The sequence below is a fragment of the Tardiphaga sp. 709 genome (genome assembly GCF_032401055.1).
In the GTDB taxonomy this organism is placed as follows: Bacteria; Pseudomonadota; Alphaproteobacteria; order Rhizobiales; family Xanthobacteraceae; genus Tardiphaga.
Window position 1 is genome coordinate 1,006,843 of sequence record NZ_CP135529.1, and the last position, 24,508, is coordinate 1,031,350.

23 protein-coding genes are annotated in these 24,508 nt (G+C 62.3%); 14 read left to right on the forward strand and 9 right to left on the reverse strand.

All coding sequences use genetic code 11. The annotated features are described in order from the left end of the window. Positions 1-154 precede the first annotated feature (154 nt). From RSO67_RS05240 to RSO67_RS05265, 6 genes are all read left to right on the forward strand, one after another. Entirely contained in the window at positions 155-448 is a 294-nt protein-coding gene (locus tag RSO67_RS05240) for a DUF3572 domain-containing protein (RefSeq protein ID WP_089263750.1), read from the forward strand. Further along, a complete protein-coding gene (locus RSO67_RS05245; protein WP_315842653.1) occupies positions 445-1,740 on the forward strand; it encodes a DNA polymerase IV in 1,296 nt (431 codons plus the stop codon). Before RSO67_RS05240 ends, RSO67_RS05245 begins: the two co-directional genes overlap by 4 nt. Before the next feature lie 71 nt (positions 1,741-1,811). Further along, entirely contained in the window at positions 1,812-2,165 is a 354-nt protein-coding gene (locus RSO67_RS05250; RefSeq protein ID WP_315842654.1) for a hypothetical protein, read from the forward strand. Between the two features lie 94 nt (positions 2,166-2,259). Next, entirely contained in the window at positions 2,260-2,667 is a 408-nt protein-coding gene (locus RSO67_RS05255) for a FixH family protein (RefSeq protein ID WP_315842655.1), read from the forward strand. Next, the gene (locus RSO67_RS05260) at positions 2,664-4,079 is read left to right on the forward strand and encodes an efflux RND transporter periplasmic adaptor subunit (protein WP_315842656.1); all 1,416 of its coding nucleotides are present in this window, start codon (positions 2,664-2,666) and stop codon (positions 4,077-4,079) included. The genes RSO67_RS05255 and RSO67_RS05260 overlap by 4 nt, the downstream gene beginning before the upstream one ends. Then, the gene (locus tag RSO67_RS05265; RefSeq protein ID WP_315842657.1) at positions 4,076-7,231 is read left to right on the forward strand and encodes a CusA/CzcA family heavy metal efflux RND transporter; all 3,156 of its coding nucleotides are present in this window, start codon (positions 4,076-4,078) and stop codon (positions 7,229-7,231) included. Before RSO67_RS05260 ends, RSO67_RS05265 begins: the two co-directional genes overlap by 4 nt. A 27-nt stretch (positions 7,232-7,258) precedes the next feature. On the opposite strand, the gene RSO67_RS05270 is transcribed toward RSO67_RS05265, so the two are convergent. Beyond that, positions 7,259-8,305 (reverse strand): peptidase M29, encoded by a 1,047-nt coding sequence (locus tag RSO67_RS05270; protein ID WP_184517767.1) that lies wholly within the window; start codon positions 8,303-8,305, stop codon positions 7,259-7,261. A gap of 140 nt (positions 8,306-8,445) precedes the next feature. On the opposite strand from RSO67_RS05270, the gene RSO67_RS05275 reads away from it, so the two are divergent. After that, positions 8,446-9,450 carry a flavin reductase gene (locus tag RSO67_RS05275; RefSeq protein WP_315842658.1) on the forward strand — a complete coding sequence of 335 codons (1,005 nt, stop codon included), beginning with the start codon at positions 8,446-8,448 and terminating at the stop codon, positions 9,448-9,450. 145 nt (positions 9,451-9,595) lie between these two features. Here RSO67_RS05275 and RSO67_RS05280 read toward each other — a convergent pair whose 3' ends face one another. Next, on the reverse strand, positions 9,596-10,582 hold the full coding sequence (locus tag RSO67_RS05280; RefSeq protein WP_315842659.1) for an ABC transporter substrate-binding protein: 987 nt from the start codon (positions 10,580-10,582) through the stop codon (positions 9,596-9,598). Between the two features lie 174 nt (positions 10,583-10,756). On the opposite strand from RSO67_RS05280, the gene RSO67_RS05285 reads away from it, so the two are divergent. Then, on the forward strand, positions 10,757-12,136 hold the full coding sequence (locus RSO67_RS05285; RefSeq protein WP_184517769.1) for a malonyl-CoA decarboxylase: 1,380 nt from the start codon (positions 10,757-10,759) through the stop codon (positions 12,134-12,136). A gap of 171 nt (positions 12,137-12,307) precedes the next feature. On the opposite strand, the gene RSO67_RS05290 is transcribed toward RSO67_RS05285, so the two are convergent. Further along, the gene (locus RSO67_RS05290) at positions 12,308-13,129 is read right to left on the reverse strand and encodes a cell envelope integrity EipB family protein (RefSeq protein ID WP_315844172.1); all 822 of its coding nucleotides are present in this window, start codon (positions 13,127-13,129) and stop codon (positions 12,308-12,310) included. A 306-nt stretch (positions 13,130-13,435) separates the two neighbouring features. On the opposite strand from RSO67_RS05290, the gene RSO67_RS05295 reads away from it, so the two are divergent. From RSO67_RS05295 to RSO67_RS05310, 4 genes are all read left to right on the forward strand, one after another. Beyond that, entirely contained in the window at positions 13,436-13,903 is a 468-nt protein-coding gene (locus RSO67_RS05295; protein ID WP_092144382.1) for a RidA family protein, read from the forward strand. Between the two features lie 14 nt (positions 13,904-13,917). Then, entirely contained in the window at positions 13,918-14,664 is a 747-nt protein-coding gene (locus tag RSO67_RS05300; protein ID WP_315842660.1) for a glycerophosphodiester phosphodiesterase, read from the forward strand. Positions 14,665-14,766: 102 nt separating this feature from the next. After that, entirely contained in the window at positions 14,767-16,002 is a 1,236-nt protein-coding gene (locus RSO67_RS05305) for a GNAT family N-acetyltransferase (protein WP_315842661.1), read from the forward strand. A 71-nt stretch (positions 16,003-16,073) separates the two neighbouring features. After that, positions 16,074-16,502, forward strand: coding sequence for an HIT family protein (locus tag RSO67_RS05310; RefSeq protein WP_315842662.1), 429 nt, complete (start codon positions 16,074-16,076; stop codon positions 16,500-16,502). A 36-nt stretch (positions 16,503-16,538) separates the two neighbouring features. Here the strand turns inward: RSO67_RS05310 and tsaA are convergent, their stop codons facing one another. The 5 genes from tsaA to RSO67_RS05335 form a co-directional block, all read right to left on the reverse strand. Then, positions 16,539-17,030, reverse strand: coding sequence for a tRNA (N6-threonylcarbamoyladenosine(37)-N6)-methyltransferase TrmO (gene tsaA / locus RSO67_RS05315; protein ID WP_315842663.1), 492 nt, complete (start codon positions 17,028-17,030; stop codon positions 16,539-16,541). Between the two features lie 26 nt (positions 17,031-17,056). Beyond that, a complete protein-coding gene (locus tag RSO67_RS05320; protein WP_315842664.1) occupies positions 17,057-18,043 on the reverse strand; it encodes a tripartite tricarboxylate transporter substrate binding protein in 987 nt (328 codons plus the stop codon). A 90-nt stretch (positions 18,044-18,133) separates the two neighbouring features. Continuing rightward, positions 18,134-18,478, reverse strand: coding sequence for an AzlD domain-containing protein (locus RSO67_RS05325; RefSeq protein WP_315842665.1), 345 nt, complete (start codon positions 18,476-18,478; stop codon positions 18,134-18,136). Beyond that, positions 18,475-19,209 carry an AzlC family ABC transporter permease gene (locus RSO67_RS05330; RefSeq protein WP_315842666.1) on the reverse strand — a complete coding sequence of 245 codons (735 nt, stop codon included), beginning with the start codon at positions 19,207-19,209 and terminating at the stop codon, positions 18,475-18,477. The genes RSO67_RS05325 and RSO67_RS05330 overlap by 4 nt, the downstream gene beginning before the upstream one ends. Positions 19,210-19,300: 91 nt before the next feature. After that, positions 19,301-20,272: a lytic transglycosylase domain-containing protein gene (locus RSO67_RS05335; protein WP_315842667.1), complete on the reverse strand. Its 972-nt coding sequence runs from the start codon at positions 20,270-20,272 to the stop codon at positions 19,301-19,303. Between the two features lie 90 nt (positions 20,273-20,362). Between RSO67_RS05335 and RSO67_RS05340 the strand changes: the two genes are divergently transcribed. Both RSO67_RS05340 and RSO67_RS05345 read left to right on the forward strand, forming a co-directional pair. Further along, complete coding sequence (locus tag RSO67_RS05340) at positions 20,363-21,298, forward strand: glycine/sarcosine/betaine reductase selenoprotein B family protein (protein WP_315842668.1); 936 nt, start codon at positions 20,363-20,365, stop codon at positions 21,296-21,298. A 145-nt stretch (positions 21,299-21,443) separates the two neighbouring features. Beyond that, on the forward strand, positions 21,444-21,794 hold the full coding sequence (locus RSO67_RS05345; protein WP_068734400.1) for a PilZ domain-containing protein: 351 nt from the start codon (positions 21,444-21,446) through the stop codon (positions 21,792-21,794). Positions 21,795-21,877: 83 nt separating this feature from the next. Here the strand turns inward: RSO67_RS05345 and clpA are convergent, their stop codons facing one another. Then, on the reverse strand, positions 21,878-24,277 hold the full coding sequence (gene clpA / locus RSO67_RS05350) for an ATP-dependent Clp protease ATP-binding subunit ClpA (RefSeq protein ID WP_315842669.1): 2,400 nt from the start codon (positions 24,275-24,277) through the stop codon (positions 21,878-21,880). Positions 24,278-24,508 lie beyond the last annotated feature (231 nt).

Consider the following 24,508-nt stretch of genomic DNA (forward strand, 5'->3'; position numbering starts at 1 on the left):
CTGCGATGTCCGAAGCGAACTTCCAAATTCACTTCGGCCACCCCGCCGAAGTGCCCGTGTACCGCGCGTATCCCTGCAACTGGAATCGCCCCGGTGACTCGGGCATGATGACTTAAAATAGAGACGATAAGTTACGGAAAGGCAAACACGCGTGATGAAAAAACCCCAGCGCCACCCCAGCGAAGTCGCTGAAATCGTTGCGATTCAGGCGCTGTCCTTCGTTGCCGGGGAACCCGAGCGGCTGGGCCTGTTCCTGTCCGAGAGCGGAATCGGTCCGGAGACTCTCCGCTCGGCTGCCAAGGATCCACAGTTCCTCGTCAGCGTGCTCGATTTCGTACTGCGCGACGACGAGACCGTGAAGGCGTTTTCGGCGTCGTCGCAACTGGACCCCACCACCATCGCCGCCGCGCGGCAGGCGCTCGATCCTCGCGGGCAGGACTTTACGTGAGCCCCTCTCCGGCAGAGCTGAGCGGACCGCGCTGCTTCTGCCGGGATTGCCTTGTCGATCTGGATGCACGCGTCAAGCGCTGCACGTCATGCGGGTCGCCGCGCCTGGTGCGGCACCACGCGCTGCCATCCCTGACGCTCGCACATATCGACTGCGATGCATTCTACGCCACCGTCGAGAAGCGCGACAATCCCGACATCGTCGATCGGCCCGTCATTATCGGCGGCGGCAAGCGTGGCGTGGTGTCCGCGGCCTGCTACATCGCGCGCACCTATGGCGTGCGCTCGGCGATGCCCATGTTCAAGGCACTCGATCTCTGCCCCGACGCCGTCGTGGTGCAGCCCGACATGGCGAAATATGTCCGCGTCGGCCGCGAGGTCCGCCATGCCATGCAGGCGCTGACACCGCTGGTCGAACCATTGTCGATCGACGAAGCCTTTCTCGACCTGTCGGGCACGCAGCGCGTCCACGGCATGATCCCGGCCAAGGTGCTGGCGAAATTCGCTGCCGATATCGAGCGCACCGTCGGCATCACGGTCTCAGTCGGTCTGTCGGTGAACAAGTTTCTCGCCAAGATCGCCAGCGATCTCGACAAGCCACGCGGCTTCGCCACGCTCGATCAGGACGACGCCGTGGCCATGCTCGCCGACAGACCCGTCAGCTTCATCTACGGCGTCGGCCCCGCGACGGCCGAGAAGCTATCGCAGCGTGGATTCCGCAAGATCAGCGATATCCAGAAGGCCGACGAGACCGACCTGATGAAACAGTTCGGCGGCGAAGGCCGCAGGCTGTGGCGCCTCGCCCGCGGCATCGATGACCGCCTTGTTGTCGCCGATCGCGGCGCGAAGACGATTTCCAATGAGACGACGTTCAATGAGGACATCCGCGACTACGCCACGCTGGAAAAGATCCTGTGGCGATTGTCGGAAAAGGTTTCATCGCGTCTCAAGAGCAGCGAATTGTCCGGCACCACGGTCACGCTGAAACTGAAGACCGCGGATTTCCGCCAGCGCACCCGCTCGCAGTCGATCCAGTCGCCAACGCAGATGGCGGCGCGGATCTTCGATATCAGCCGCGAGATGCTGGCGAAAGAAATCGACGGCACGGCCTTTCGCCTGATCGGCACTGGTGTCAGCGCGCTCAAGCCCGGCAACGAGGCCGGCGACGACAACATGCTCGACCGCCGTTCATCGCATGCCGAACGGGCAATGGACGACCTCAGGAAGAAGTTCGGCAGTGCCGCGGTGATCCGCGGCATCGCCTATGACGGGCCGGAGAAGCCAAGGACATAATCCCCATAGGGATTGCGAACTTGTGATGGGTCCGGGCTTCCCCCGCTGTGGTGGCCGTGAGATGGTCGAATATGGATCTTCGTCGACTCCTGAAATTCTTTCTAGCGATCTTCGTGACCATCGGCCTCTCGGTGGCGCCGGTGGTGACTCCGGCGGCTGCCAAGGGGCCGTCGGCCACGATGACCGACATGTCGGCGATGTCTGGAGACATGCCCTGCTGCCCATCCGAGCAGAAGAGTAAGGATTGCCAGGACTGTCCACTTCTCGCGATTTGCGTGTTGAAGACCGCCCAGGCAGGGCCCTCCCTGGCGCCACCCATGACGGTTCGCCATGCCGTCCGAACGTACCACTCGGTGCTGAACGACGCGCTGACTGATGGCGTCAATCGCCCGCCTCCAGACCACCCTCCTCGCATTTCGATCTGAGCGGCGCTGAGCGCCGTCACTGCCGCGTGCCTCCTGGCGCGCGGATGACGCATGCCGTTCGCGGCACATCAGATTCGATCGAGGATACCAAACCATGAAGACGTCTCACTCCCCGCGCGCCTTACGGGCTGCGTTGATCGCTGTCGCTTTGGGCGGCGCAAGCACGGCTGCACTGGCTGATATCAAGGACTACGCGTTCGAGCTCGTCGACCAGTCCGTTCAGGCCGGCCCCGACAAGATCATCACCGTCCGCCTGCTGAACACCAAGACCGGCAAGCCCGTGCCGGATGCCGTTATTTTTGCAACCCGTCTCGACATGGCTCCTGACGGTATGCAGGAGATGGCCACCAAGGTCACGCCAGTATCGGGGGCCGAGCCCGGCACCTACAAGTTCAAGGCTACCTTCGGAATGGCCGGTCGCTGGCAGCTTTCTCTCGGCGCCAAAGTGCAAGGAGAAACCGACTCCGTCGAGAACAAACTCGTCATCACGGCCCAGAAATGAACCGCGCCGTTTTAGCTGGCACCGCCGCCGCGTTCATCGCGGCGGCGGTAGGTGGATTCATCGTCGCGCAGCGACCGATGACGCACGCCCTCGCCTTAGCCACCCCCGCCGATGCGCAGGAAGCCCGAGCGCCTATCTACTATCAGGATCCGGATGGAAAGCCGGCTTACTCGCTGACGCCGAAGAGAGCGGCGTCAGGTCGCGACTACCGCGCTGTGCCCGCCGGAGCCGACGTCAGCTTCGAAGACCTCACGGAGACCATGCCGATGTCGGAGCCAGTGTCGGATGGCACCGACACGAGCCGCAAGATCAAGTATTACCGCAATCCGATGGGACTGCCGGACACGTCGCCAACGCCGAAGAAGGACTCCATGGGGATGGATTACATCCCGGTGTTCGACGGTGACGATTCCGACGATGGATCGGTCAAGCTTTCTCCGGGCAAGATACAGCGCACGGGCGTGAAGTCCGAGCCAGCCACCAGGCGCGTGATCCGGACGACGATCCGCGCACCCGGCACGATCCAGCTCGACGAGCGGCGCATCTCCGTGATCTCGATGCGCGCGGAAAGCTGGGTGCAGAAGGTTGCCGATGTCACCACCGGCACGAAGGTCCACAGCGGGCAGCCCCTGATGGATATCTACAGCCCCGCGATCTCGTCCGCTGCGGCGGAATACGTCGCCACCATCACGTCAAAGACGACGGGCGGCGACGGACTGTATGGGCGCGGGTCGCGTCAGCGGATCATGAATCTCGACGTTCCGGACACGGTGATTGCCGAAATCGAGAAGAGCCGCATCGTCCCGATCTCCATCGCGTGGGCCGCACCGCGGGACGGCATCGTTCTTGAGCGCAACGCCATCGAAGGAATGCGGGCGCAACCCGGAGACATCCTCTTTCGTATCGCCGACACGTCGCTCGTCTGGGCGATGGTCGATGTCGCGGAGCGCGATCTTGGAGCCATCGCCGTCGGACAGCCGGTGAACGTCCGGACGCGCAGCCTTTCCGGCAGGCAGTTTGCAGGCAAGGTCAACGTGATCTACCCGCAGGTCAATCGCGAGACCCGGACAACACGCGTCCGTATCGAACTCGCGAACGCCGATCTCGCTCTGCTACCGGACATGTATATCGACGCTTCGATCGAGACTGGAAGTGTGGATCCGTTGGTGTCCGTCCCGGAGAGCGCTGTGATCGACACAGGCACCCGGCAATCGGTATTCATTGACAAAGGACAGGGCCGCTTCGAACCGCGCGGCGTCGAACTCGGCCGTCGCGGCGGCGGCTACGTCGAAATCCGCGAAGGAGTCGCAGACGGCGAACCAGTCGTCATTTCGGCCAATTTCCTGATCGATGCAGAAAGCAATCTGAAGGCCGCACTGAAGGGCTTTTCCGACGCGAGGAGCCCACAATGATCGCCCGCATCATCGCATGGTCGGCGCGCAATCTGCTGCTGGTGTTGTTCGGCACAGGGTTCGCCGCAGCCGCTGGCATCTACGCGCTGGCGCACCTGCCGCTCGACGCCATCCCGGATCTCTCCGACACGCAGGTCATCGTCTATACCGAATACCCCGGCCAAGCGCCGCAGGTGATCGAGGATCAGGTCACCTATCCGTTGACGACGGCAATGCTCACGGTGCCGAAGTCGAAAGTGGTGCGCGGGTTCTCGTTCTTCGGCGTGTCGTTCGTCTATGTCATCTTCGAAGATGGGACCGACATCTACTGGGCCCGGTCGCGCGTTCTCGAATTCCTCAACGGAGCCGCGTCCCGCCTGCCCGCCGGCGTCACGCCGACGATGGGCCCCGACGCCACCGGCGTCGGCTGGGTCTACCAGTACGCGATCATGTCCAAGGAATTGAACCTTGCCGACACACGGGCGATCCAGGACTGGAATCTGAAGTTCGCGCTCGCCAAAGCCGAAGGCGTCGCCGAAGTCGCCAGCGTCGGTGGCTTCGTCAAGCAATATAACGTCGTGCTCGATCCGCTTCGGATGCGCGACCTCGGCATCACCATGCAGAAGATGCGCGACGCTATCCGGGCCAGCAACGCCGATGTCGGCGGTCGCACGGTGGAGTTGTCCGAATTCGAATATGTCATTCGCGGCAGGGGCTACCTGAAGTCGATCAATGATCTCGGCAATGTCGTGCTCAAGACCAACAACGGCACGCCGGTCCTGCTGCGCGACGTCGCCCGCGTCGAACTGGGCCCCGACGAGCGGCGCGGCATCACCGAACTGAACGGCGAAGGCGAAGTCGCCAGCGGCATCGTGTTGCAGCGCTTCGGCGTCAATGCGCTCGACGTCATCGAGAACGTCAAGAAACGCTTCAAGGAGATCGCCAGCAGTCTGCCGAAGTCCGTCGAGATCGTCCCGGTCTACGACCGCTCCAACCTGATCAACGCCGCCATCGCCACGCTCAAGCACACGTTGCTGGAGGAAAGCCTTGTCGTCGCGTTAGTCTGCATTTTATTCCTGCTGCACGTCCGCAGCGCGCTGGTCGCGATCCTGATGCTGCCGGTCGGCGTGCTGATGGCGTTCGGCGCCATGAAGCTGCTCGGTCTTGGCTCCAATATCATGAGTCTCGGCGGCATCGCGATCGCCATAGGCGCCATGGTCGATGCCGCCATCGTCATGATCGAGAACGCCCACAAACATCTCGAACGCGCGGATCCCGGCAAGTCGCGCGTCGAGGTCCTGATCGAGGCAGCCTCCGAGGTCGGCCCGGCACTGTTCTTCAGCCTGTTGATCATCACCGTGTCGTTCATGCCGATCTTCACGCTGGAATCCCAGGAAGGACGTCTGTTCAGCCCTCTGGCGTTCACCAAGACATTTGCGATGGCGGCCGCGGCTATCCTGTCAGTGACGCTGGTCCCGGCCCTGATGATCATCTTCGTTCGCGGCCGGATCGTTCCGGAACACAAGAATCCGATCAACCGCTTTCTGATCTGGGTCTACCGGCCGGTCATCACCGTTGTGATGCGCGCGAAGACGCTGGTCGTCCTGCTCGCAGTCGCCGTTCTCGCGGCAAGTGTCTGGCCGGCCCGTCAGCTCGGCACCGAGTTCATGCCCAGTCTCAACGAGGGCACGCTCATGTATATGCCGACGACGCTGCCGGGCATCTCCGTCACCAAGGCAGGCGAACTGCTGCAGATGCAGGACAGGATCATTCGGTCGTTTCCGGAGGTGGCTTCGGTCTATGGCAAGGCGGGGCGCGCTGCCACGGCGACTGATCCGGCGCCCTCCGAAATGTTCGAGACGATCATCAACCTCAAACCGAAGGAAGAGTGGCGATCCGGTCTCACGGTTGATGGACTAATCGCCGAGATGGACAAGGCGCTGCAGTTTCCGGGCGTGTCGAATGCCTGGACCATGCCGATCAAGGCCCGCATCGACATGCTGTCGACAGGCATCCGCACGCCAATCGGCGTGAAGGTGATCGGCACCGACCTCGTTGAGATCGACCGGCTTGCCAAACAGATCGAGCAGGTGCTCAAGGCGGTACCGGGCACATCGTCGGCCTATGCCGAGCGCGGCATCGGCGGCTACTACCTCGATGTGACACCGGATCGTGAGGCATTGGCGCGCTACGGCATCATGATCCAGGACGTCCAGGACGTGATTGGAACCGCGCTCGGCGGCCAGACGGTGACGACGACCGTGGAAGGCCGGCAACGCTTCACCGTCAACATGCGATACCCCCGCGACCTCAGAGACAGCCCGCAGGCCATCGCCAACGACGTGCTGGTGCCGATGCCCGGAGGTGGCGCGGTCCCGCTCGGCGAAGTGGCCAGGATTGCGCTGGCGAGAGGGCCGACGTCGATCCGGACGGAGAACGGACAGTTGGCTACCTACATCTATGTCGATATCCGCGATCGCGACCTCGGCGGCTACGTGGCCGACGCGCAGCGCGCCGTCCAGGCGAGCATTCAATTTCCGCCCGGCTACTACGTGATGTGGAGCGGCCAGTACGAATATCTCGAACGTGCGACGGCGCGCCTGAAGATCGTCGTACCGGTGACGCTGTTGATCATCTTCCTGCTACTGTACCTGAACTTCCGGTCGATCACCGAAACGATGATCGTTATGCTGTCGCTGCCGTTCGCGCTGGTCGGCGGCCTCTGGCTGATGTGGTGGCTCGGTTTCAACCTGTCGGTTGCGGTCGTCGTCGGCTTCATTGCGCTGGCCGGCGTTGCCGCCGAGACCGGCGTGGTGATGCTGATCTATTTGAATCAGGCATTGACCGCGATCCAGGCGCGACGGGACATTGAAGGACGGCCGCTGACGCGCAACGACCTGTACGACGCCATCATGGAGGGTGCGGTCGAACGCGTCCGTCCGAAGATGATGACGGTGGTCGCCATCATGGCGGGCCTGCTGCCGATCATGTGGAGCACCGGCACGGGCTCGGAAATCATGCAGCGCATCGCGGTGCCGATGATCGGCGGCATGATCTCGTCGACGCTGCTCACACTGATTGTGATCCCCGCGATCTATGCAATTGTTAAGGGCCATCGGCTGCCTCAAGCCGGCTTGATCGCAGCAGAAGGGATCGTTCCTCTGGCCGGATAGCCCGAGCCTGGAGCGACGTGTTCGGACTCAGCCGAACACGTCCTGCACCACGCCGTCCTTGATCACATCCACGCCGTCGAGCGTGATGGTCGTCTTGAAGATCGGCAGGTCGAAATGCCCGGCGGTGTAGCGCCCGGCGAATTCATTGGCGCCGGTGGAGAACAGGAAGTTGCCGGCCACGGCGCGGATTTCCGTGCCGTTGGTATCGCGCTGGTCATACATCTGCAGCGCCTCGTAGCGTGCATTGGGATTCATGCCCCAGCCGACATGCGACACGGCATAGGCCTCGCGGTCGCCCCAGGCGGCGAGATAGCGCTTCATCATTTCGGCGTCGGCGCCCTCGCCCGTCAATTCGGTGAGATAGTCGTCCTTGAACAGCATCTTCACCGGCGACGTCAGGTAGCGCTTGAAGGTCAGGTTGATATCGCCTGCATCCATCACCACCGTGCCATTGATGGTCTTGCTCTTCGGGAAGCTCACCACGATGCCGCCCGGCCAATGTGCCAGCGTGCCGGGCTTGTCGGTCCAGCCCCAGACGCCGACGGTGGCCGCGCCTTCCATGTTGACGTCGAGATCAGTGCCCGCCTTCGAGGTCACCTTCATGTGCTTCGTGCCGCGCAGCATCTTGGCCGCCGCGCGCACGCGCTTTTCGAGCGCCGAGTCCGGCACCATGCGCTCGAGCGCTTCGGGATGTTCATTGGAAATCACGAGAATGCGCGCGCCGGCCTTCAGGATCTCCGGTGTTTCCTTGGCATGCATCAGGCCTTCAATGGTGCAGTCGACCACGAAACCCGCCTGCTGCAATGCTGACACCACCGGCCCGAGTTGCTGGATCGCTTCGGACGCGCCGGTTGAGCGGATCGGCACGACCTGCTTGTTGCGCGGCGTCGGCACCACGACATGGAACGGCCGCGCGCCCATACGGAGCAATGCCAATTCGGCAATGTGCACATTCAGCGCGCGCGATTGCGTCTCGGAGAGGATGGCGGCAGTGTCGCCGGGCTTGACCGCGCAGCGCTCGAAGATCTCGCAGAATGCGTCGATCCATTTCGCCTCGATGCGATCCGCCAGCATGCCGTTTCTCCGTGTTTTAAAGCGATTATGGTTGGATGATAGGCGCGGTCATGTTATATGAAAAGGAATATTTTTAATCTTGAAGGACAATCCGGCGCTGTATTTTGGGCAGTCGCGGGTGTCGCGGAGCGGCGAATTCCATGGCGTTTGACAAGACGGCGCAGGACAAGGTCGCGGACGACAAGCTCGTGGACAAGGCGCAGGCGGTCAACCCCGCGACGTTTCGTCAGGCGCTGGGCCAGTTTCCGACCGGCGTCACCGTGGTCACCGCAACGACAGGCGATCATCCTGTCGGCATGACCGCCAATTCGTTCTCGTCAGTGTCGCTCGATCCGCCGCTGGTGCTGTGGAGCGTCGCGAAATCTTCGCCCAGCCACGATCCCTTCGTCGAAGCGGACGCTTTCGCCATTCATTTTCTCGGCGCCGATCATGGCGAGCTCGCGATGCGTTTCGGCCGTCGCGGCTCCGACAAGTTTGCTGATATCGCCCATGCGCCGGGCATCAGCGGCGCACCGCTGATCGAGGGCCTCGCACCGATCTTCGAATGCAAGACCTGGGCGCGCTATCCCGGCGGCGACCACACGATCCTGGTCGGTGAAGTCGTGCACTTCGTCGAGCGCAATCACGACCCCCTCGTCTTCCACTCCGGACAACTCCGCCGCATCGACAAGGCACAGCCACGGGCGCCGGCCCTGGCCAGCAACAGTTTTGCACGCAGCTACCTGTCCTATCTGCTGGCGCGCGCCAGCTTCAACGTGTCGAGCTCATTTCACGCACGGCTGAAGGAATGGGACCTCACGGTGCCGGAATGGCGCGTATTGGCCTGCCTCGCCGATGTCGAGGGCCTATCGGTCGGCGAACTCGCCGCGATGGCGCTGATGAAGCAGCCCGGCCTGACGAAAGTGCTCGACCGCATGGAGCGCGACGATCTGTTGAAGCGCAAGAGCACCTCGAACGATCGGCGCCGCGTCACGCTCTACCTGACCGCGAAAGGCCGCGCACGCGTCAAGCCCGTGCAGAAGGCCGCGCTCGAACATGAGGCGGAACTGCTGAAGCGCTTCAACGACGACGAGCGCGCGACCATCAAATACGCGCTCGATCTCCTGATCGACAGCGGCATGTCAGACGATACAACTTCACAATAACGATCGCGATCAAGCGCTGCTCTCTCCACGTCATGGCCGGGCTTGTCCCGGCCATCCACGCCTTCCTTGTGGCCAAGACGTGGATGCCCGGCACAAGGCCGGGCATGACGGAGAGAGTGTCATTGTTTGTAAGTGAGCGACGCCGTTACTTGATCGGCGCGACGACCTTGCCCTTCAGCTCGGAGACGTCGAGCTTCTTCGGCAGCATTCCGGACTCGACATAGGTGTCGAGCATCTTCTGGATCGCGTCGAAATTCGGCGCGGCGCCCGGATCCCTGGCGAAATCGTTATCCTTCAGCAGATAGGTTTCCAGCACCGGGATCGGCGCCTTCATCACTTCATTGACGACCTTCAGCGTTTCATCGCGATTGGCCAGCGCCTTCTGCATGCCCAGCGTCAGATCACGCACATACATCCTGGCCAGTTCCGGATTCTTCTCGATGAAGTCGGCACGGCAGGCTTCGAGAATATGCACGATGCCATCCTGCTGCTGCGACAGCGAGAACAGCTTGCGGGTGCCGCCCTTGGCTTCCATGCGCGCGGCGAACGGCTGGTTCATCACGGCGGAATCGACGCGGCCCGAACGCAGCGCCTCTTCCGAGAGCGCGAAGCCGACTTCAACCAGCTTGACGTCCTTGGCCGGATCGAGGCCGGCCTGCTTCAAGAGGATCGCCATCGGGCCATAGATGCCGGAGCCCAGCGTGTTGATCGACATCGTCTTCCCCTTGAGGTCGGCGATGGTCTTGATCGGCGAGTCGTCTTTTACCGCCCAATAGACCGAAAAGCTGCCCGGCTTTTCGAACACGTGCTGCGCAACGATCGAAGCCTTGAGGTTGCCGCTCTGCATGCCCTGCGCGAGCGCCAGCACCGATTGCGTCGCGCAATCCAGCGCGCCGGCCGCGAGTGCCTGTGTCATCGGCGCGGTGCCCTGAAACTGCACCCACTCGATATTGTATTTCTTGCCGAGATCCGCGAATTCCTGCGGACGCTTCATCATCCAGTATTTGGATTCTTCGGCCGGGATGGTCCAGCCAACCTTGATGGTTTGTTGGGCAAACGCCGAGCCACTGCTCAGCAACGCTCCGAGTGCCAGAGCCGCCACAACGCCACGCTTCGATGCGATCCGCTTCATCCTGAATTCCTCTGTTTTCAGCGATCCGGCCGCAGTCAGAAACGAATGCAATTCTCTTGCCGAAGCGCTCCCCACTCACAATTGTTTCATGCTTCAAATGATCGCGCAATATGCCTCGCTATGGGCTATATTGAAGCGGACTGGTTGGACTGCCAGCCCGGGAATTGATTCACCATGAGCAATGACTCCTTCTTCTCCGATCTCCTCGCATCCATTTCGGAACGCGGACGCACTCTGCTGCGGCTCGGTCCCGCATCTGTCGATCCCAAACAGAACGCATCGGACTTGATCGAACTCTGTGCGGAGCTGTTGTCAGGACGCGGCGAAGCGTCCGGCACGGTCCTCGCGCGCGGCGTGCTCGATCGCTACAAGAGTCTCGACGAGGCCGGCCGCCTCACCTTCTTCGAGAACCTCGCACAGAATTACGGTCCCGATCGTGACAAGCTTGAAAAGGCCATCGCGGCATGGCGCGCCAAGCCGACCGGCGACGTCTCCGGCGAATTGCATTTCGCATCCGAGCCGCAGCGGCAGGAACTGTTTCGCCGGCTGAACCGCGCGCCGAACGCGACCAGCGAACTCGTGAAGATGCGTGAGGATCTTCTCGATCTGAAGAATGGCAACAAGGATCTCAACGCCGTCGATCGCGACGTCGTTCATCTCTTGGCATCCTGGTTCAACAGGGGATTTCTGGTGCTGCGCAAGATCGACTGGTCCACACCCGCCAACGTGCTCGAAAAAGTCATCAAATACGAAGCGGTCCACGAGATCCACGACTGGGACGATCTGCGCCGCCGCATCGATCCCGTGGATCGCCGCTGCTACGCGTTCTTCCACCCTGCCCTTGTCGATGAACCGCTGATCTTCGTCGAGGTTGCGCTCACCGAAACCATTCCGGGCGCCATCGCGCCACTGCTGGCCGTCGATCGCCAGCCGGTGCCGATCGAGCGCGCGCGCACCGCGGTGTTCTATTCGATCTCCAACTGCCAGCGCGGCCTCGGCGGCATTTCGTTCGGCAACTTCCTGATCAAGCAGGTGGTCGAGGAACTGCGCCGCGAATTGCCGAAGCTCGATACGTTCGTGACGCTGTCACCGGTGCCGGGTTTCATGAAGTGGCTCAAAAAGGCCGATGACCTCAACCTGTCCAATGAGGATCAGGCGCTGGTCGACATGCTCGCCGATCCGCTGTGGGTCAACGACACAGCGCTGACGGCGCAGCTCAAGCCGGTGATGGAGCAGCTCGCCGCGCATTACTTCCTGAAGGCCAAGAGCCCGCGCGGCGGCCCGATCGATTCCGTCGCCCGCTTCCATCTCGGCAACGGCGCACGGCTCGAGCGCATCGACTGGCTTGGCGATACGTCGGCGAAGGGCCTGCGTGAGTCCGCCAGTCTGATGGTGAACTATCTGTATCGTCTCGACGATATCGAGAAGAACCACGAAGCCTATGCGGATCACTACGAGATCGCGGCTTCCAGCGCGGTGAAGAAGCTGCTGAAGAGTGAAAGCGGCGGTGGCCTGCGTTTGCTGGACAGCATGCGGCTGTCGCGGGCGGAGTGAGATAGGCTTTTAGGTTTATGGCTGTCGTCCCCGCGAAGGCGGGGACCCATAGACTCCAAGTTCAAAACTTGAGCGCCGGAGATGCTGACAGAGTTCTAACTTTGTCGACCGTGGTTATGGATCCCCGCCTTCGCGGGGATGACAGTCGAGAGATCGAGCAAACAGCTCCCCTCACTTACAAGGCTTGCTGTCCTTCACATTGAACTTGCTCATGGCGCCGCCGATAACGAAGTCATTGTAGTCCAGCACCAGTGACCGCGAGACGCCGTTCTCATAGAGTTCGAACGACATCGCATAGACCGGTGTCTGTTCGCCGCCATCGGACGATTTGGCTGACTTGTCGTAATAGCTGACGGTGACCGGCCAGCGCGTCAGCTTCTTCATGCCGTTATCGCCGGTCGAGGGATCGGGCTCGTTGACCTTGCGGTCGCCGGGGATCGCCTGCCCGATCACCGTGAGCGTGCTGTAGACCTTCTCGCCCGTATCCGACCCATCATAGACATTCAGTTCCAGCACCGACTTGCCATCGCGTGCGGCGGCAATGATGCGGTGGATCTGCTCGGTCGGAAATACGGTGGAGCCCTCCAGCGTGAAGGTCTTCGCCACCGGCTGCTTGAGCTTGACGGTGACGTGATCGCCTTCGCGCTCCGCCATGCCGTCGACGGCACTGGCATCGCCATCATTCATGCGGGTGTCGATCTTGAAGCGATAACTCTTGCCGTCGCCGGCTTCCCAGCTGGTGGAGCGCAGATCGCTCAGCGTGGTCTTGTCCTCGCCGCTGTTCAGCTCCGAGACCTGACGGAAATCCGACGTGTAGCCTTCGCAGGCACTGCCGGTAAAATTATAGAGGATACGGCCGCTGGCGCTGTTGACGCTGGCGTTGCCGCGCGACTTCAACAGCTTCAGTTCATACAGCGCCTGGTGCGCGACGAACGGCGTGCCCGCAGCGGGCGGAGCCGCGAATGCCGACACCGGCGCCACGAAGGCTGCCATGGTCAGTGCCAGCGAAGCGGCCTGGAGGCGCGAAACGGAGGAAATGCGGCGCATGGGGTTTCCCTGGATTCTGGAACTACAACAATAGAGAGCGTCCTATTGCGTCGCAACTACGGCCGCGCCGGATTCGCACTGCGCAAATGCCATATTCTGCAGCAAATCTTGCCAGAACCGCACTGTTGCAGGGCAGATTCGGTGTCGCCGGATCGTCACTTGCGCGGCGGGACGGTATGGGTGAAACAGAGAGCGCCTGAACCCTTTGGGGACTTTTGTTCGGGCACATCATCAATTGTTTGGGGAATCACGATGGCAGGAACGGTCGAGCAGAAACTTGCGGATCTAGGGGTCAAGCTTCACGAGCCGGTGAGCCCGGTGGCGAACTATGTCGGCTTCGTCCGCACGGGCAATCTGCTGTTCGTCTCCGGCCAGATTTGCATGGGTGCCGACGGCCAGCTGATTGCCAAGGGCAAGCTCGGCGCCGGCGTCACCCTCGAACAAGGCGTCAATGCCGCGCGAGGCTGCGCGATCAACATCCTGGCGCAGGTCAAGGCTGCGCTCGGCGATCTCGACAAGGTGGCCCGCGTCGTCCGTCTCGGCGGCTTCGTCAATTCGACGCCGGATTTCATCGACGCGCCGAAGATCATCAATGGCGCATCGGACCTGATGGTTGCCGCCTTCGGCGACAAGGGCCGCCATTCCCGCGCTGCTGTCGGCGTCGCCTCGCTCCCCGCCGATTGCGCGGTCGAGGTCGACGCGGTGTTCGAAGTCATCTGATCAGGACAATCCCGATGCGCGCACCTGACTGGCTCATCGCCCGGCCGGTCGCGCATCGTGGCCTGCACGATCGCACCCGCGGCATTATCGAGAACATGCCCGGCGCCATGCACGCCGCCATATCTGGCAATTTCAGCATCGAGACCGATGTGCAGCTCACCGCCGATGGCGAGGCGATGGTGCATCATGACGATGAACTCGGCCGCCTGACCGAGGGCTCCGGCCCCCTGCTCGCGAAGACCTCCTCCGAACTCAAGCAAATAGCCTTCAAGGACACGCCCGAGCGCATGATGACGCTCGGCGATCTTCTTGCACTGATCGACGGCCGTGTCGGGCTCGTGATCGAGATCAAGAGCCACTTCGATGGTGATCGCAAACTGGTCACCCGCGTCGCCGAGATTCTCAAAACCTATCGCGGGCCGGTTGCCTGGATGTCGTTCGATCCCGATCAGGTTCTCGCGATGCGCGAGATCGCCCCCGGGATCCCGCGCGGCATCACGGCCCAGCGCACCTATGACGACGGCGAGTGGCTGACGCTGACGCAGGCCCAGCGCGACGGCATGCGCCATCTCCGCCACGCCTTCCGCACCCGGCCGCATTTTGTCTCCTACTGGGTCAAGGAACTGCCTGCCCCGGCGCCCTGGATCGCCCACAACCTGTTCGGCTGCGCGCTGCTGACCTGGACCGTACGGACGCCGGAACAGCGTGCCGTCACGGCCCGCTATGCCGACCAGATGACCTTCGAAGGCTTTGTGCCGTAACCTGAAGGCGTTGTTGCCGGGTCTTGAAGAGTCCGGCGCAATGCACAATCTTAGGAGCGGTCGCCGCGACGGTTGATCGCATATGACCGGTTCAAGTGATTGATGACGTCATCGGAAATTACGCTCGAAGCAGTGGCGTCCATCAGCCAGATTCCGGCCACGGACTGGGATGCCTGTGCCACCGGCCATGCCGATCTCGGTGGCATTGAGAGCCTCGATACGCTCGCCCCGGCGGCCAACGGTTGCGCCTCAATAGCCAATTACAACCCGTTCGTGTCTCACGCTTTTTTCGCGGCCGTCGAGAAGTCGAATTCGGCCTGCGCCCGCACCGGCTGGGGTCCGCGGCATCTGATCGCCAAAAGCGCGGGCCGCATCCTCGGTGTCGTGCCCTGTTATCTGAAGTCGCACTCGCAGGGCGAATACGTGTTCGACCGCGGCTGGGCCGATGCCTATGAGCGCGCCGGCGGGCAATATTACCCGAAGCTGCAGGCCTCGGTTCCGTTCACGCCCGCCACCGGTCCGCGCCTGCTGATCCGCGATGGCGTCGATGTGGAACGCGTCGGCGCGGCGCTGGCCGGAGGCCTCGTTGGTCTCTGCGAGGCCACCGATGCATCGTCTGTCCATGTCACTTTCGCGCGCGAGAGCGAATGGCAATTCCTTGCTGCACGCGGCTTCCTGCAGCGCACCGACCAGCAGTTTCATTTCCGCAATGACGGCTACAGCACCTTCGACGATTTCCTGGCAACGCTGAATTCGCGCCATCGCAAGGCGATCAAGCGCGAGCGCCGCGATGCGCTGGCCAATGGCATCACCATCCACCCCCTCACCGGCAGCGAGATCACCGAGGATGCGTGGGACGCGTTCTTCGCCTTCTACATGGAGACCGGCTCGCGCAAATGGGGTCGCCCCTATCTGACACGCGAGTTTTATGCGCTGATCGCCGAGAGCATGAGCGACGATGTCGCTCTGATCATGGCCAAGCGCGACGGCAAGTGGATCGCCGGCGCCATCAATTTCATTGGTTCGGACACGCTGTTCGGCCGCCACTGGGGCGCCATCGAGCATCACCCGTTCCTGCATTTCGAGGTCTGCTATTATCAGGCCATCGACTTCGCCATTCGCCGCGGATTGAAGACCGTCGAGGCCGGCGCCCAGGGCGAACACAAGATCGCGCGGGGCTATCTGCCGCAGACCACCTATTCGGCGCATTACATCGCCGATCGCGGACTGCGTCAGGCCGTCGGCGAGTATCTTCAACGCGAGCGCGAATATGTCGCGGAGGCCGTCCGCGAATTGACCGAAGCCGGCCCGTTCAGGAAGGGCGACGAGCAGGATTAAGCCGTCTTGACCGGCTCCCCTCTGGCAGCGACAGTCGCCAAAATTTGCGCCGAAATTTTCCGGAGGATTCCATGACCGCGTATGACCCGAACAACATCTTCGCCAAGATCCTGCGCGGCGAATTCCCCTGCTACAAGGTCTATGAGAACGACCACGTGCTGGCGTTCCTCGACATCATGCCGCGCTCCCCCGGCCATACGTTGGTGATCCCCAAGGCGCCTGCGCGCAATATCTTCGACATCACTCCGGACGACTACGCCCATGTGATCCGCGCCGCCCACAAGATCGCCGCTGCCTGCAAACAGGCCTTCAAGGCCGACGGCATGACCATCGCACAATATTCGGAAGCCGCCGGCGGCCAGGTGGTGTTCCACCTGCACATGCATGTGATGCCGCGCCACGACAATGTCGGCCTGCTGCCGCCGGCATCGCGCAAGGAAGACCCAAAGGTGCTGGAAGACAACGCAACGAAACTGATCGCGGCACTGGCGGCGCTGTAAGCTCCCTCTCCCCGCTCTACGCGGGGAGGTTAAGCCCTACTCCGTCTGAAAGTCCCCCGGCTGCGGCGGCGCGAGCGGCGTGAATTCGCAGCGATCGGGCTTCACGTCCAGCAGCGGCGTCTCGTCGAGGCAATCGAGCCCGCGCACCATCACGGTCGATCCCTCGATCCCCACCAGCTTCACCATGGACGTACCGATCGGGTTCGGCCGCACCGGCGTGCGCAGCGAAAAGATGCCACGCGCATTGCCGTCGTTCTTGGGACTCTGCAGCACCAGGTCGCGGCGCGACAGATGCAGCCAGTAGATCACTTCGAGATGCTTGTAGAGGTCGAGGTCCTTCAGACCCGCCACCCACGGCTCGAAGATCTCGAGCCGGCATACAGGGCCGTCATGGCGACCCTGCCGCGGCGTTTCCAGCCGCGACGTCCAGGGCGTGCGGATGCGCCCGATATAGACGAGGCCCGCATGGTTCGGCTTCGGTGCATCGACGGCGAGTTCGCCGGCACGGATTTCACTTTCACGAACCATTGGTCACCGTTCTTGCACCATGTCGATCAATCCAGCGAGATGTTCTGCGCCTTGATCACCTTCGACCACCGTGCCCGGTCTTCGTCAACGAATTCGTTGATCTCCTTGACCGTCTTCGGCCGCAGTACGGGGAAGCCGATCTTTTCCAGCGAGGCACGGAATGTATTGTCGTTCAGGGCGCGGTCCATGCTGGCCATCACGGTCTTGACGACATCGTCCGGCAATTTCGACGATCCCGCCAAACCGAACCAGACGCCGACCTGATAGTCGGGGTAGCCGCTTTCGATGACGGTGGGAACATCAGGCAGATCGGGACTGCGTTCTTTCGAACTGACGCCGAGCGGCCGCAGCAACCCGGCCTTCACAGGCGGCAGCGCCGTGGAGAGCGTATCGAACATCACCTGGATATTGCCGGAGAGAAGATCGGTCAGCGCCGGCCCTGCGCCCTTGTAGGGCACATGTGTCATCTCGACGCCAGCGATCTGCTTGAACATCTCGCCGGCGAGATGAATGGTGCCGCCGGTGCCGGCCGATCCGAAATTCAGCTTGCCCGGATTGGCCTTCGCGTAAGCCACGAATTCCTTCACCGTCTTGGCCGGTACAGATGGATGTACTTCCATCACCACAGGCAAGTCAGTGACCACCGTCAGCATCCGCAGATCCTTCTGCGGATCGTAGGACAGCTTTTTGTAGAGCAGCGGGTTGAGCACCATGATGGATGCAGCCGTAACAAACAGCGTGTAGCCATCGGGTTCTGCACGCGTCACCGCTTCGGCGGCAATGGCGCCCTGCGCGCCCGGCTTGTTCTCGACGATCGCCGTCTGCTTGAGGTCGCGGCCGAGATAATCCGCCACCAGACGCGCAAGCACATCGGTCGGCCCGCCGGCTGCATAAGGCACCACGAGCTTGATCGTGCGCGTCGGATATTCCGCCGCACGGGCGAGCGGCGCGGCAAAACCCAACGCAGCGATAACGATGCCGGTTATCAAGGTAGAACTTGCGCGCAATCTCATATCGTCTCCCAACCCCTATTTTTAAGTTGAGCGGAGACTATCGCGTTCACGCAGTCATACAAGGCCGATACAGCCTGACGCTGTCGTCTATCAACCGAGGATGTATTTGCCGGTGACCATCACCAGCTCGCCGCATGCGACGCCAAGAAAGATCGAGCGCCTGAACAAGACGAAGACGACGAGGCCGACAGCGACCGCACCATAGCGCAACGGCGGCGGAACGCTCGCCAATGCGCCGGGCGGCACGACCAGGATTTGCGCGATGACGCCGGCGAGGATCGCCGTGGCCACCGCCCTCACCCAGATCAGGATCTCGGACTCTTCGTCGACGCCGCCGCCGAGCCACAGGCCAAGCATGCGCCAGACCTCATTGGGGAGGAAACCCGCCAGCAGCAGCACAAGGAGCGCGTGCCAGTCGCCGATGAAGTCGCTCATCGCCGCCTCCAGCGATGCACGCCATAGGCGATGGTCCCGGCCGAGACGCCCGATATCAGAATGTCGACGCCGGTGTTGAACAGCGACACGACAGGAAACAGCGCGAGACCGAGCACCAGCGCCACGACATCGGCGAGCTGCTTGCAGTTGCGCGCCGTCGACAGCAGGAACGCCAGCGGGGTCAGCAGCAGGATCGCCGCGCCGAACAGCGGCGGCAGATTGGCTGCGAGATGATAGCCGATGAAGGTCGCGGTCAGCGACGACAAGACAAGTCCGAGGCCGAGGCCGTTGACGAAGGCGATGCGTCGCTCGCGTGGGACCAGCGGCATCAACCGGAAGCATTCCACCCACAGCGTCACTGCGATGAAATGCGACGGCAAGATCAGTTGCCGCTTTTTGGTCTCCGGCATGCGCAGCATCGGCAGCACCGACACCACCATGGGAAACAAACGGATCGCACTCACAGTCACCGCGAGCGCCGCCTGGATCACTGTGGCGCCGGAGCCGAGCGCGACGAGAAGAATAATCTGTGCGGGACCGGCCCAGACGAACAATGTGCTGGCCAGCGCCCAGAACAGGCTGAAATGCGTGTCATGGGCGAGCGCGCCGATGCCGATATAGGTCGCGAACAAGACCAGCGTCAGGATGGTCGTCGTGATCGACCGCATGCCGTAAAGGAAGGCCGCCGCACTGCCCTGCCATCTCGGTGAATCCAGTGCAGGAAGCGACACGTGTGTTTGTTTCTTCTTGGTTGATCCGGCCTGTCATAGGCTGCCGAAAGCCGCCGGCGTCAAGAGGCGCCAATGCATGGGGTGCCAGCAGTCACGCTCTGCCGTTGCGCAGCACCAGACAGCCTTGCCCGGCCCGGCGGATCTTGCCGCAGAGATCGTTGGCCTCGTCACGCGTGTCGGTCCCGATCCTCACCTGGTAGAAGGTTCGCGTGCCGCGGCTTCGGAACAGCGAACTCAGCAGGTTGGGATCGCGTTCGCCGACCACCGTGCGCAAGCGCAGCATCACGCGTGCATAGGACATCAAAGCACGATCACGATTGAAGCCTGCCGCCAGTTGCACACCCCATGGCCGTGCTTCGCCGAGCTTCACGCGCGCTTCCAGTTGCGTGACGAAGGGATTGGGCGCGCGCTGCAGCAGTGCCATCAGCTCGCGGCAGTTCGACGTCGCGGCACGCGGCGGCGTCTTGCCGTTGCGGCCCGCAGCCTGCCAGTCCTCGACCGTCACACCGGTGATCGCGGAGACGTAGTTGCGGGTCTCACCGGGCATGTATCCCTTGCCGTCGAGCCAGTCCTGCACGCGGCGCGGTCCTGCATTGTAGGCCGCAGCCGCGAGGCCGAGATTACCGAACTGGTTGCGCAGCTCGCTGAGAAACTCCGCCGATTTCGGCAGCGCCTGCACCGGATCGAACGGATCGAGCAGGCGCCGCTCATTGGCCGTGCCCGGCATGAATTGCGCGATGCCCTGTGCGCGCTGGCCATTGCGCGTCACGGGACCCACGGCATCAGGCTGAAACCGGCTCTCCTGCCAGATCACGCGGGCAAAGAATTCCAGCGGCAGGTCGTTGGCTCGCGCTGCGGACTCGATCATCAGACACATCGACTCGCGTGCGTCACTGTCGCGTGCCAGATTTGGCTTCGATGGCGCCGCCATCGGCAACATCCGGTCCGCACCGGGCTTCGCCAGTTCGCTGACCGGGAGCTCTTCGGCGCGCACGCCCCCGACCGGCGCAAGCAACAGCGCCGCGAGGCAAATTATCCGGCCGATGGTCCTTCGGAGCGCCATGCCTGATCCCGCGCGGATTCCCCGCGCCTTGACAGCGAGACCCCAGCAGCTAGCTATGAATGAAAGACGGCAAAAGCGGGAGTGCAAACAATGGCCGACGCGCGCGACGACACATCCGGCTTTGCCAGCGACGACGATGTTCCGATCCAGTATATGGCCCGCACCCGCGCCTATTATCAGGCGATCGGCTATGACGTTCCCTATCGCTGGGCCCATCACATCGACACGCCGTTCCAGCCGCTGAAGAAACCGCTGGCGCAGTCGCGCGTCGCCATCGTCACCACCGCAGCGCCCTTCGATCCCGACAAGGGCGATCAGGGTCCGGGCGCGCTCTACAACGGCGGCGCCAAGTTCTATCAGGTCTATGACGGCGATACGTCGGTCGATCATGACCTGCGCATCTCGCACATCGCCTATGATCGCGTGCACACGAGGGCGGACGACAGCGGCACCTGGTTTCCCCTGCCCGCACTGCGCGCACTCGCCGCATCGGGCCGCATCGGCAGTGTCGCGCCGCGCTTCTACGGCGCACCGACCAATCGCAGCCATCGCGTAACCCTTGAGACCGATGCACCGGAGATCGTGAAGCGCGCGAAGGCCGATAGTGTCGATGTCGCCGTGCTGGTGCCGAATTGCCCGGTCTGCCATCAGACCATCAGCCTCGTCGCCCGCGAGCTGGAGGCCAATGGCATTGCCACTGTGGTAGCGGGCTGCGCCAAGGACATTGTCGAACACGCTGCCGTGCCCCGTTTCCTGTTCAGCGACTTCCCGCTCGGCAATTCCGCCGGCAAGCCACATGACAAGGCCTCGCAGGCGCAAACCCTGGAACTGGCGCTGCGCATGCTGGAATCCGCCGTGGGTCCGCAGACCACCCTGCAGTCGCCGCAGCGCTGGGCTAGGGACGCTGTCTGGAAGCGCGACTACAACAATGTCGCCCTGCTCAGCGCCGAGGAACTGGCGCGCCGGCGGGCCGAATTCGACAGGCAGAAGGACATTGCCCGGGGATTGCGCGAGACGGCGGGCTGAGCCCGCCCTGAGGCCGATCACCCCGTCTTTCGGCGATCGCCCTTAACTTTGGTTTACGTTAAATCTGCTCAATCCGCGCGAGAGCCTTCCCCGGCGGATGGAACTGCGTACAGTCCCCGCCTGTAACCTCAGGGGACCTCAGGACATGGACGAGCGGCGCAAGAACGTCAGAGACAAGGTGATCTACGGTGCCGTCGCGTCCAAGGACCAGAAGGCCAAGGAATGTGTCGTGCGCGACATTTCCGAAGACGGCGCCCGCATCGAATTTGGAAGCGGCGCGCGGCTGCCGAAGGATGAGCTGACACTCAACATCGCGCGAAAGGGCCGTTCGTTCCTCGCGAGGATCGTCTGGTGGCGCGACAACATCGTCGGCGTCGCCTTCACCGATCCGCCGGTGGAGAGCAAGGAAAGCTCCGACATCGAAGAGCGCCTGCGCAAGAGCGAGAAGAAAAAGCGCGAGTTGCAAAAGCAGATTCAGAAACTGCTGGGGCAGTAAGCTCGGCACAATCCAATAGCCCAAAGCAAAAACGGCCGGTGATCTCTCACCGGCCGTTTTCATTTGTTCAATTGCCCGATGGCTTACGCCTTCTCCAGCGGTCCCTTGGCCGAACCCGAACCCTTGCCCGACTTCGGCTTCTTGGCGGCGCCGCGCTTCGCCGGCAGCTTCTCCGGCTTCGGCGTCACGGGGCCGTCGACGAATTCGAAGCCGATGCTTTCCTGATCGACACCGAGCACCGCCTCGTCCTTCTTCAGGACGACGCGGACATGACCGCCATTCTTGAGCTTGCCGAACAAGAGTTCGTCGGCCAGCGGCTTCTTGATGTGCTCCTGGATCACGCGGCCCATCGGTCGCGCACCCATCTGCTCGTCGTAGCCGTGCTGGATCAGCCAGGCCTTGGCGGGATCGGACAGTTCGATGGTGACGTCGCGGTCTGCGAGCTGGGCCTCCAGCTGCAGCACGAACTTCTCCACCACCATGCCGATCACATCCGAATTCAGATGTGCGAAGGACACGACCGCATCGAGGCGGTTGCGGAATTCCGGCGCGAACTGCCGGTTGATCGCCTCCTGATCCTCGCCTTCCCGCTTGCCGCGGGTAAAGCCGAAGGCCGCACGTGCCATGTCGGCGGCGCCGGCATTGGTCGTCATGATCAGGATCACGTTACGGAACGACACCTGCTTACCATTGTGGTCGGTCAGCCGTCCGTGATCCATCACCTGCAGCAGCACGTTGTACAGATCCGGATGCGCCTTCTCGATTTCGTCGAGCAGCACCACGCAATGCGGATGCTGGTCCACACCATCGGTGAGCAGACCACCCTGATCAAAGCCGACATAGCCGGGAGGCGCGCCGATCAGGCGCGACACGGTGTGTCGCTCCATATATTCGGACATGTCGAACCGAATGAGCTCGACACCCAGCGACGACGCGAGCTGCTTCGCCACTTCGGTCTTGCCGACGCCGGTGGGGCCCGAGAACAGATACGAGCCGATCGGCTTCTCCGGCTCGCGCAGGCCGGCACGGGCCAGCTTGATCGATGCCGCCAAGGCTTCGATCGCCTTGTCCTGCCCGAACACCACGCGCTTCAAAGTCGACTCAAGATGCCGCAGCACCTCGGCATCGTCCTTCGACACGCTCTTGGGCGGGATCCGCGCCATGGTCGCGATCGTGGTCTCGATTTCCTTGATGCCGATTGTCTTCTTGCGCTTGCTCTCGGCCACCAGCATCTGCGCCGCGCCCGACTCGTCGATCACGTCGATCGCCTTGTCCGGCAGCTTGCGGTCGTGGATGTAGCGCGACGAGAGCTGCACCGCAGCCTCGATGGCCTCATTGGTGTATTTGAGCTTGTGGTAATCCTCGAAATACGGCTTGAGGCCCTTCAGGATCGAGATCGCATCTTCAACGGTAGGTTCGTTGACGTCGATCTTCTGGAACCGGCGCACCAATGCGCGGTCCTTCTCGAAGTGCTGGCGATATTCCTTGTAAGTGGTCGAGCCCATGCAGCGGATCGCACCCGAAGCCAGCGCGGGCTTGAGCAGATTCGAGGCATCCATCGCGCCGCCCGAGGTGGCGCCGGCACCGATCACCGTGTGGATTTCGTCGATGAACAGGATCGCATTCGGATGCGCTTCGAGTTCCTTGAGCACCTGCTTCAGGCGTTCCTCGAAGTCACCGCGATAGCGCGTGCCGGCCAGCAGCGTGCCCATGTCCAGCGAGAACACGGTGGCCGCGGACAGCACTTCCGGCACATCGCTGTCCACGATGCGCTTGGCCAGACCTTCAGCGATCGCCGTCTTGCCGACGCCGGCTTCGCCGACGAACAGCGGATTGTTCTTCTGCCGACGGCACAGAACCTGGATCGCGCGGTTGATCTCGGCCGTACGCCCGATCACCGGATCAATCTTGCCGTCACGCGCCTTCTTGTTGAGGTTGACGCAATAGGTGTCGAGCGCCTCGCCCTTCTTCTTGGCGTCGTCGCCATTCTTGGTCTCGGTCTCTTCATCGACACCGCGCACCGGCCGCGCCTCGGAAACGCCCGGCCGCTTGGCAATGCCGTGGCTGATGTAATTCACCGCGTCGTAGCGCGTCATGTCCTGCTCCTGCAGGAAATACGCAGCATGGCTTTCGCGCTCGGCGAAGATCGCGATCAGCACATTGGCGCCGGTCACTTCTTCGCGACCCGACGACTGCACGTGAATGACGGCGCGCTGGATCACGCGTTGGAAACCTGCGGTCGGCTTGGCGTCATCTGCGCCATCCGTCACCAGGTTTTCGAATTCGGTTTCGAGATAATTGACAAGGCTTCCGCGCAGCTTGTCGAGATCGACGCTGCACGCCCGCATCACTGCCGCTGCGTCGCTGTCATCCACCAGTGACAGCAGGAGATGCTCCAGCGTCGCATATTGGTGGTGTCGCTCGTTCGCAATCGAGAGCGCCCGATGCAGCGATTGTTCAAGGCTTTGAGAAAAAGTTGGCATTCCGCGTCCTCGTTGGCCCCCACCATCATGATCGTCGTTGCCGGGTCAGGCAACAAGAACCTTTCTCACATATAGTGATGTCTGATCGTGGTGAAAGGCTGGTTCCCGCTGCTTGTTGTGACGTGTCCGCAGAGCACGTCTGTTCATTCCAGCGCATTGTCACATGCGCTGTTGACGCAGCCGAACGACCGCGTTCGACTCACATCAGTTCAATGCAAGACCCGTTCCCAG

Coding starts and splice junctions, on each gene's coding strand:
- RSO67_RS05240 (WP_089263750.1), top strand. CDS start 155: ATGAAAAAACCCCAGCGCCACCCCAGCGAAGTCGCTGAAATCGTTGCG.
- RSO67_RS05250 (WP_315842654.1), top strand. CDS start 1,812: ATGGATCTTCGTCGACTCCTGAAATTCTTTCTAGCGATCTTCGTGACC.
- RSO67_RS05255 (WP_315842655.1), top strand. CDS start 2,260: ATGAAGACGTCTCACTCCCCGCGCGCCTTACGGGCTGCGTTGATCGCT.
- RSO67_RS05260 (WP_315842656.1), top strand. CDS start 2,664: ATGAACCGCGCCGTTTTAGCTGGCACCGCCGCCGCGTTCATCGCGGCG.
- RSO67_RS05265 (WP_315842657.1), top strand. CDS start 4,076: ATGATCGCCCGCATCATCGCATGGTCGGCGCGCAATCTGCTGCTGGTG.
- RSO67_RS05270 (WP_184517767.1), bottom strand. CDS start 8,305: ATGCTGGCGGATCGCATCGAGGCGAAATGGATCGACGCATTCTGCGAG.
- RSO67_RS05275 (WP_315842658.1), top strand. CDS start 8,446: ATGGCGTTTGACAAGACGGCGCAGGACAAGGTCGCGGACGACAAGCTC.
- RSO67_RS05280 (WP_315842659.1), bottom strand. CDS start 10,582: ATGAAGCGGATCGCATCGAAGCGTGGCGTTGTGGCGGCTCTGGCACTC.
- RSO67_RS05285 (WP_184517769.1), top strand. CDS start 10,757: ATGAGCAATGACTCCTTCTTCTCCGATCTCCTCGCATCCATTTCGGAA.
- RSO67_RS05290 (WP_315844172.1), bottom strand. CDS start 13,129: ATGGCAGCCTTCGTGGCGCCGGTGTCGGCATTCGCGGCTCCGCCCGCT.
- RSO67_RS05295 (WP_092144382.1), top strand. CDS start 13,436: ATGGCAGGAACGGTCGAGCAGAAACTTGCGGATCTAGGGGTCAAGCTT.
- RSO67_RS05300 (WP_315842660.1), top strand. CDS start 13,918: ATGCGCGCACCTGACTGGCTCATCGCCCGGCCGGTCGCGCATCGTGGC.
- RSO67_RS05305 (WP_315842661.1), top strand. CDS start 14,767: ATGACGTCATCGGAAATTACGCTCGAAGCAGTGGCGTCCATCAGCCAG.
- RSO67_RS05310 (WP_315842662.1), top strand. CDS start 16,074: ATGACCGCGTATGACCCGAACAACATCTTCGCCAAGATCCTGCGCGGC.
- tsaA (WP_315842663.1), bottom strand. CDS start 17,030: ATGGTTCGTGAAAGTGAAATCCGTGCCGGCGAACTCGCCGTCGATGCA.
- RSO67_RS05320 (WP_315842664.1), bottom strand. CDS start 18,043: ATGAGATTGCGCGCAAGTTCTACCTTGATAACCGGCATCGTTATCGCT.
- RSO67_RS05325 (WP_315842665.1), bottom strand. CDS start 18,478: ATGAGCGACTTCATCGGCGACTGGCACGCGCTCCTTGTGCTGCTGCTG.
- RSO67_RS05335 (WP_315842667.1), bottom strand. CDS start 20,272: ATGGCGCTCCGAAGGACCATCGGCCGGATAATTTGCCTCGCGGCGCTG.
- RSO67_RS05340 (WP_315842668.1), top strand. CDS start 20,363: ATGGCCGACGCGCGCGACGACACATCCGGCTTTGCCAGCGACGACGAT.
- RSO67_RS05345 (WP_068734400.1), top strand. CDS start 21,444: ATGGACGAGCGGCGCAAGAACGTCAGAGACAAGGTGATCTACGGTGCC.
- clpA (WP_315842669.1), bottom strand. CDS start 24,277: ATGCCAACTTTTTCTCAAAGCCTTGAACAATCGCTGCATCGGGCGCTC.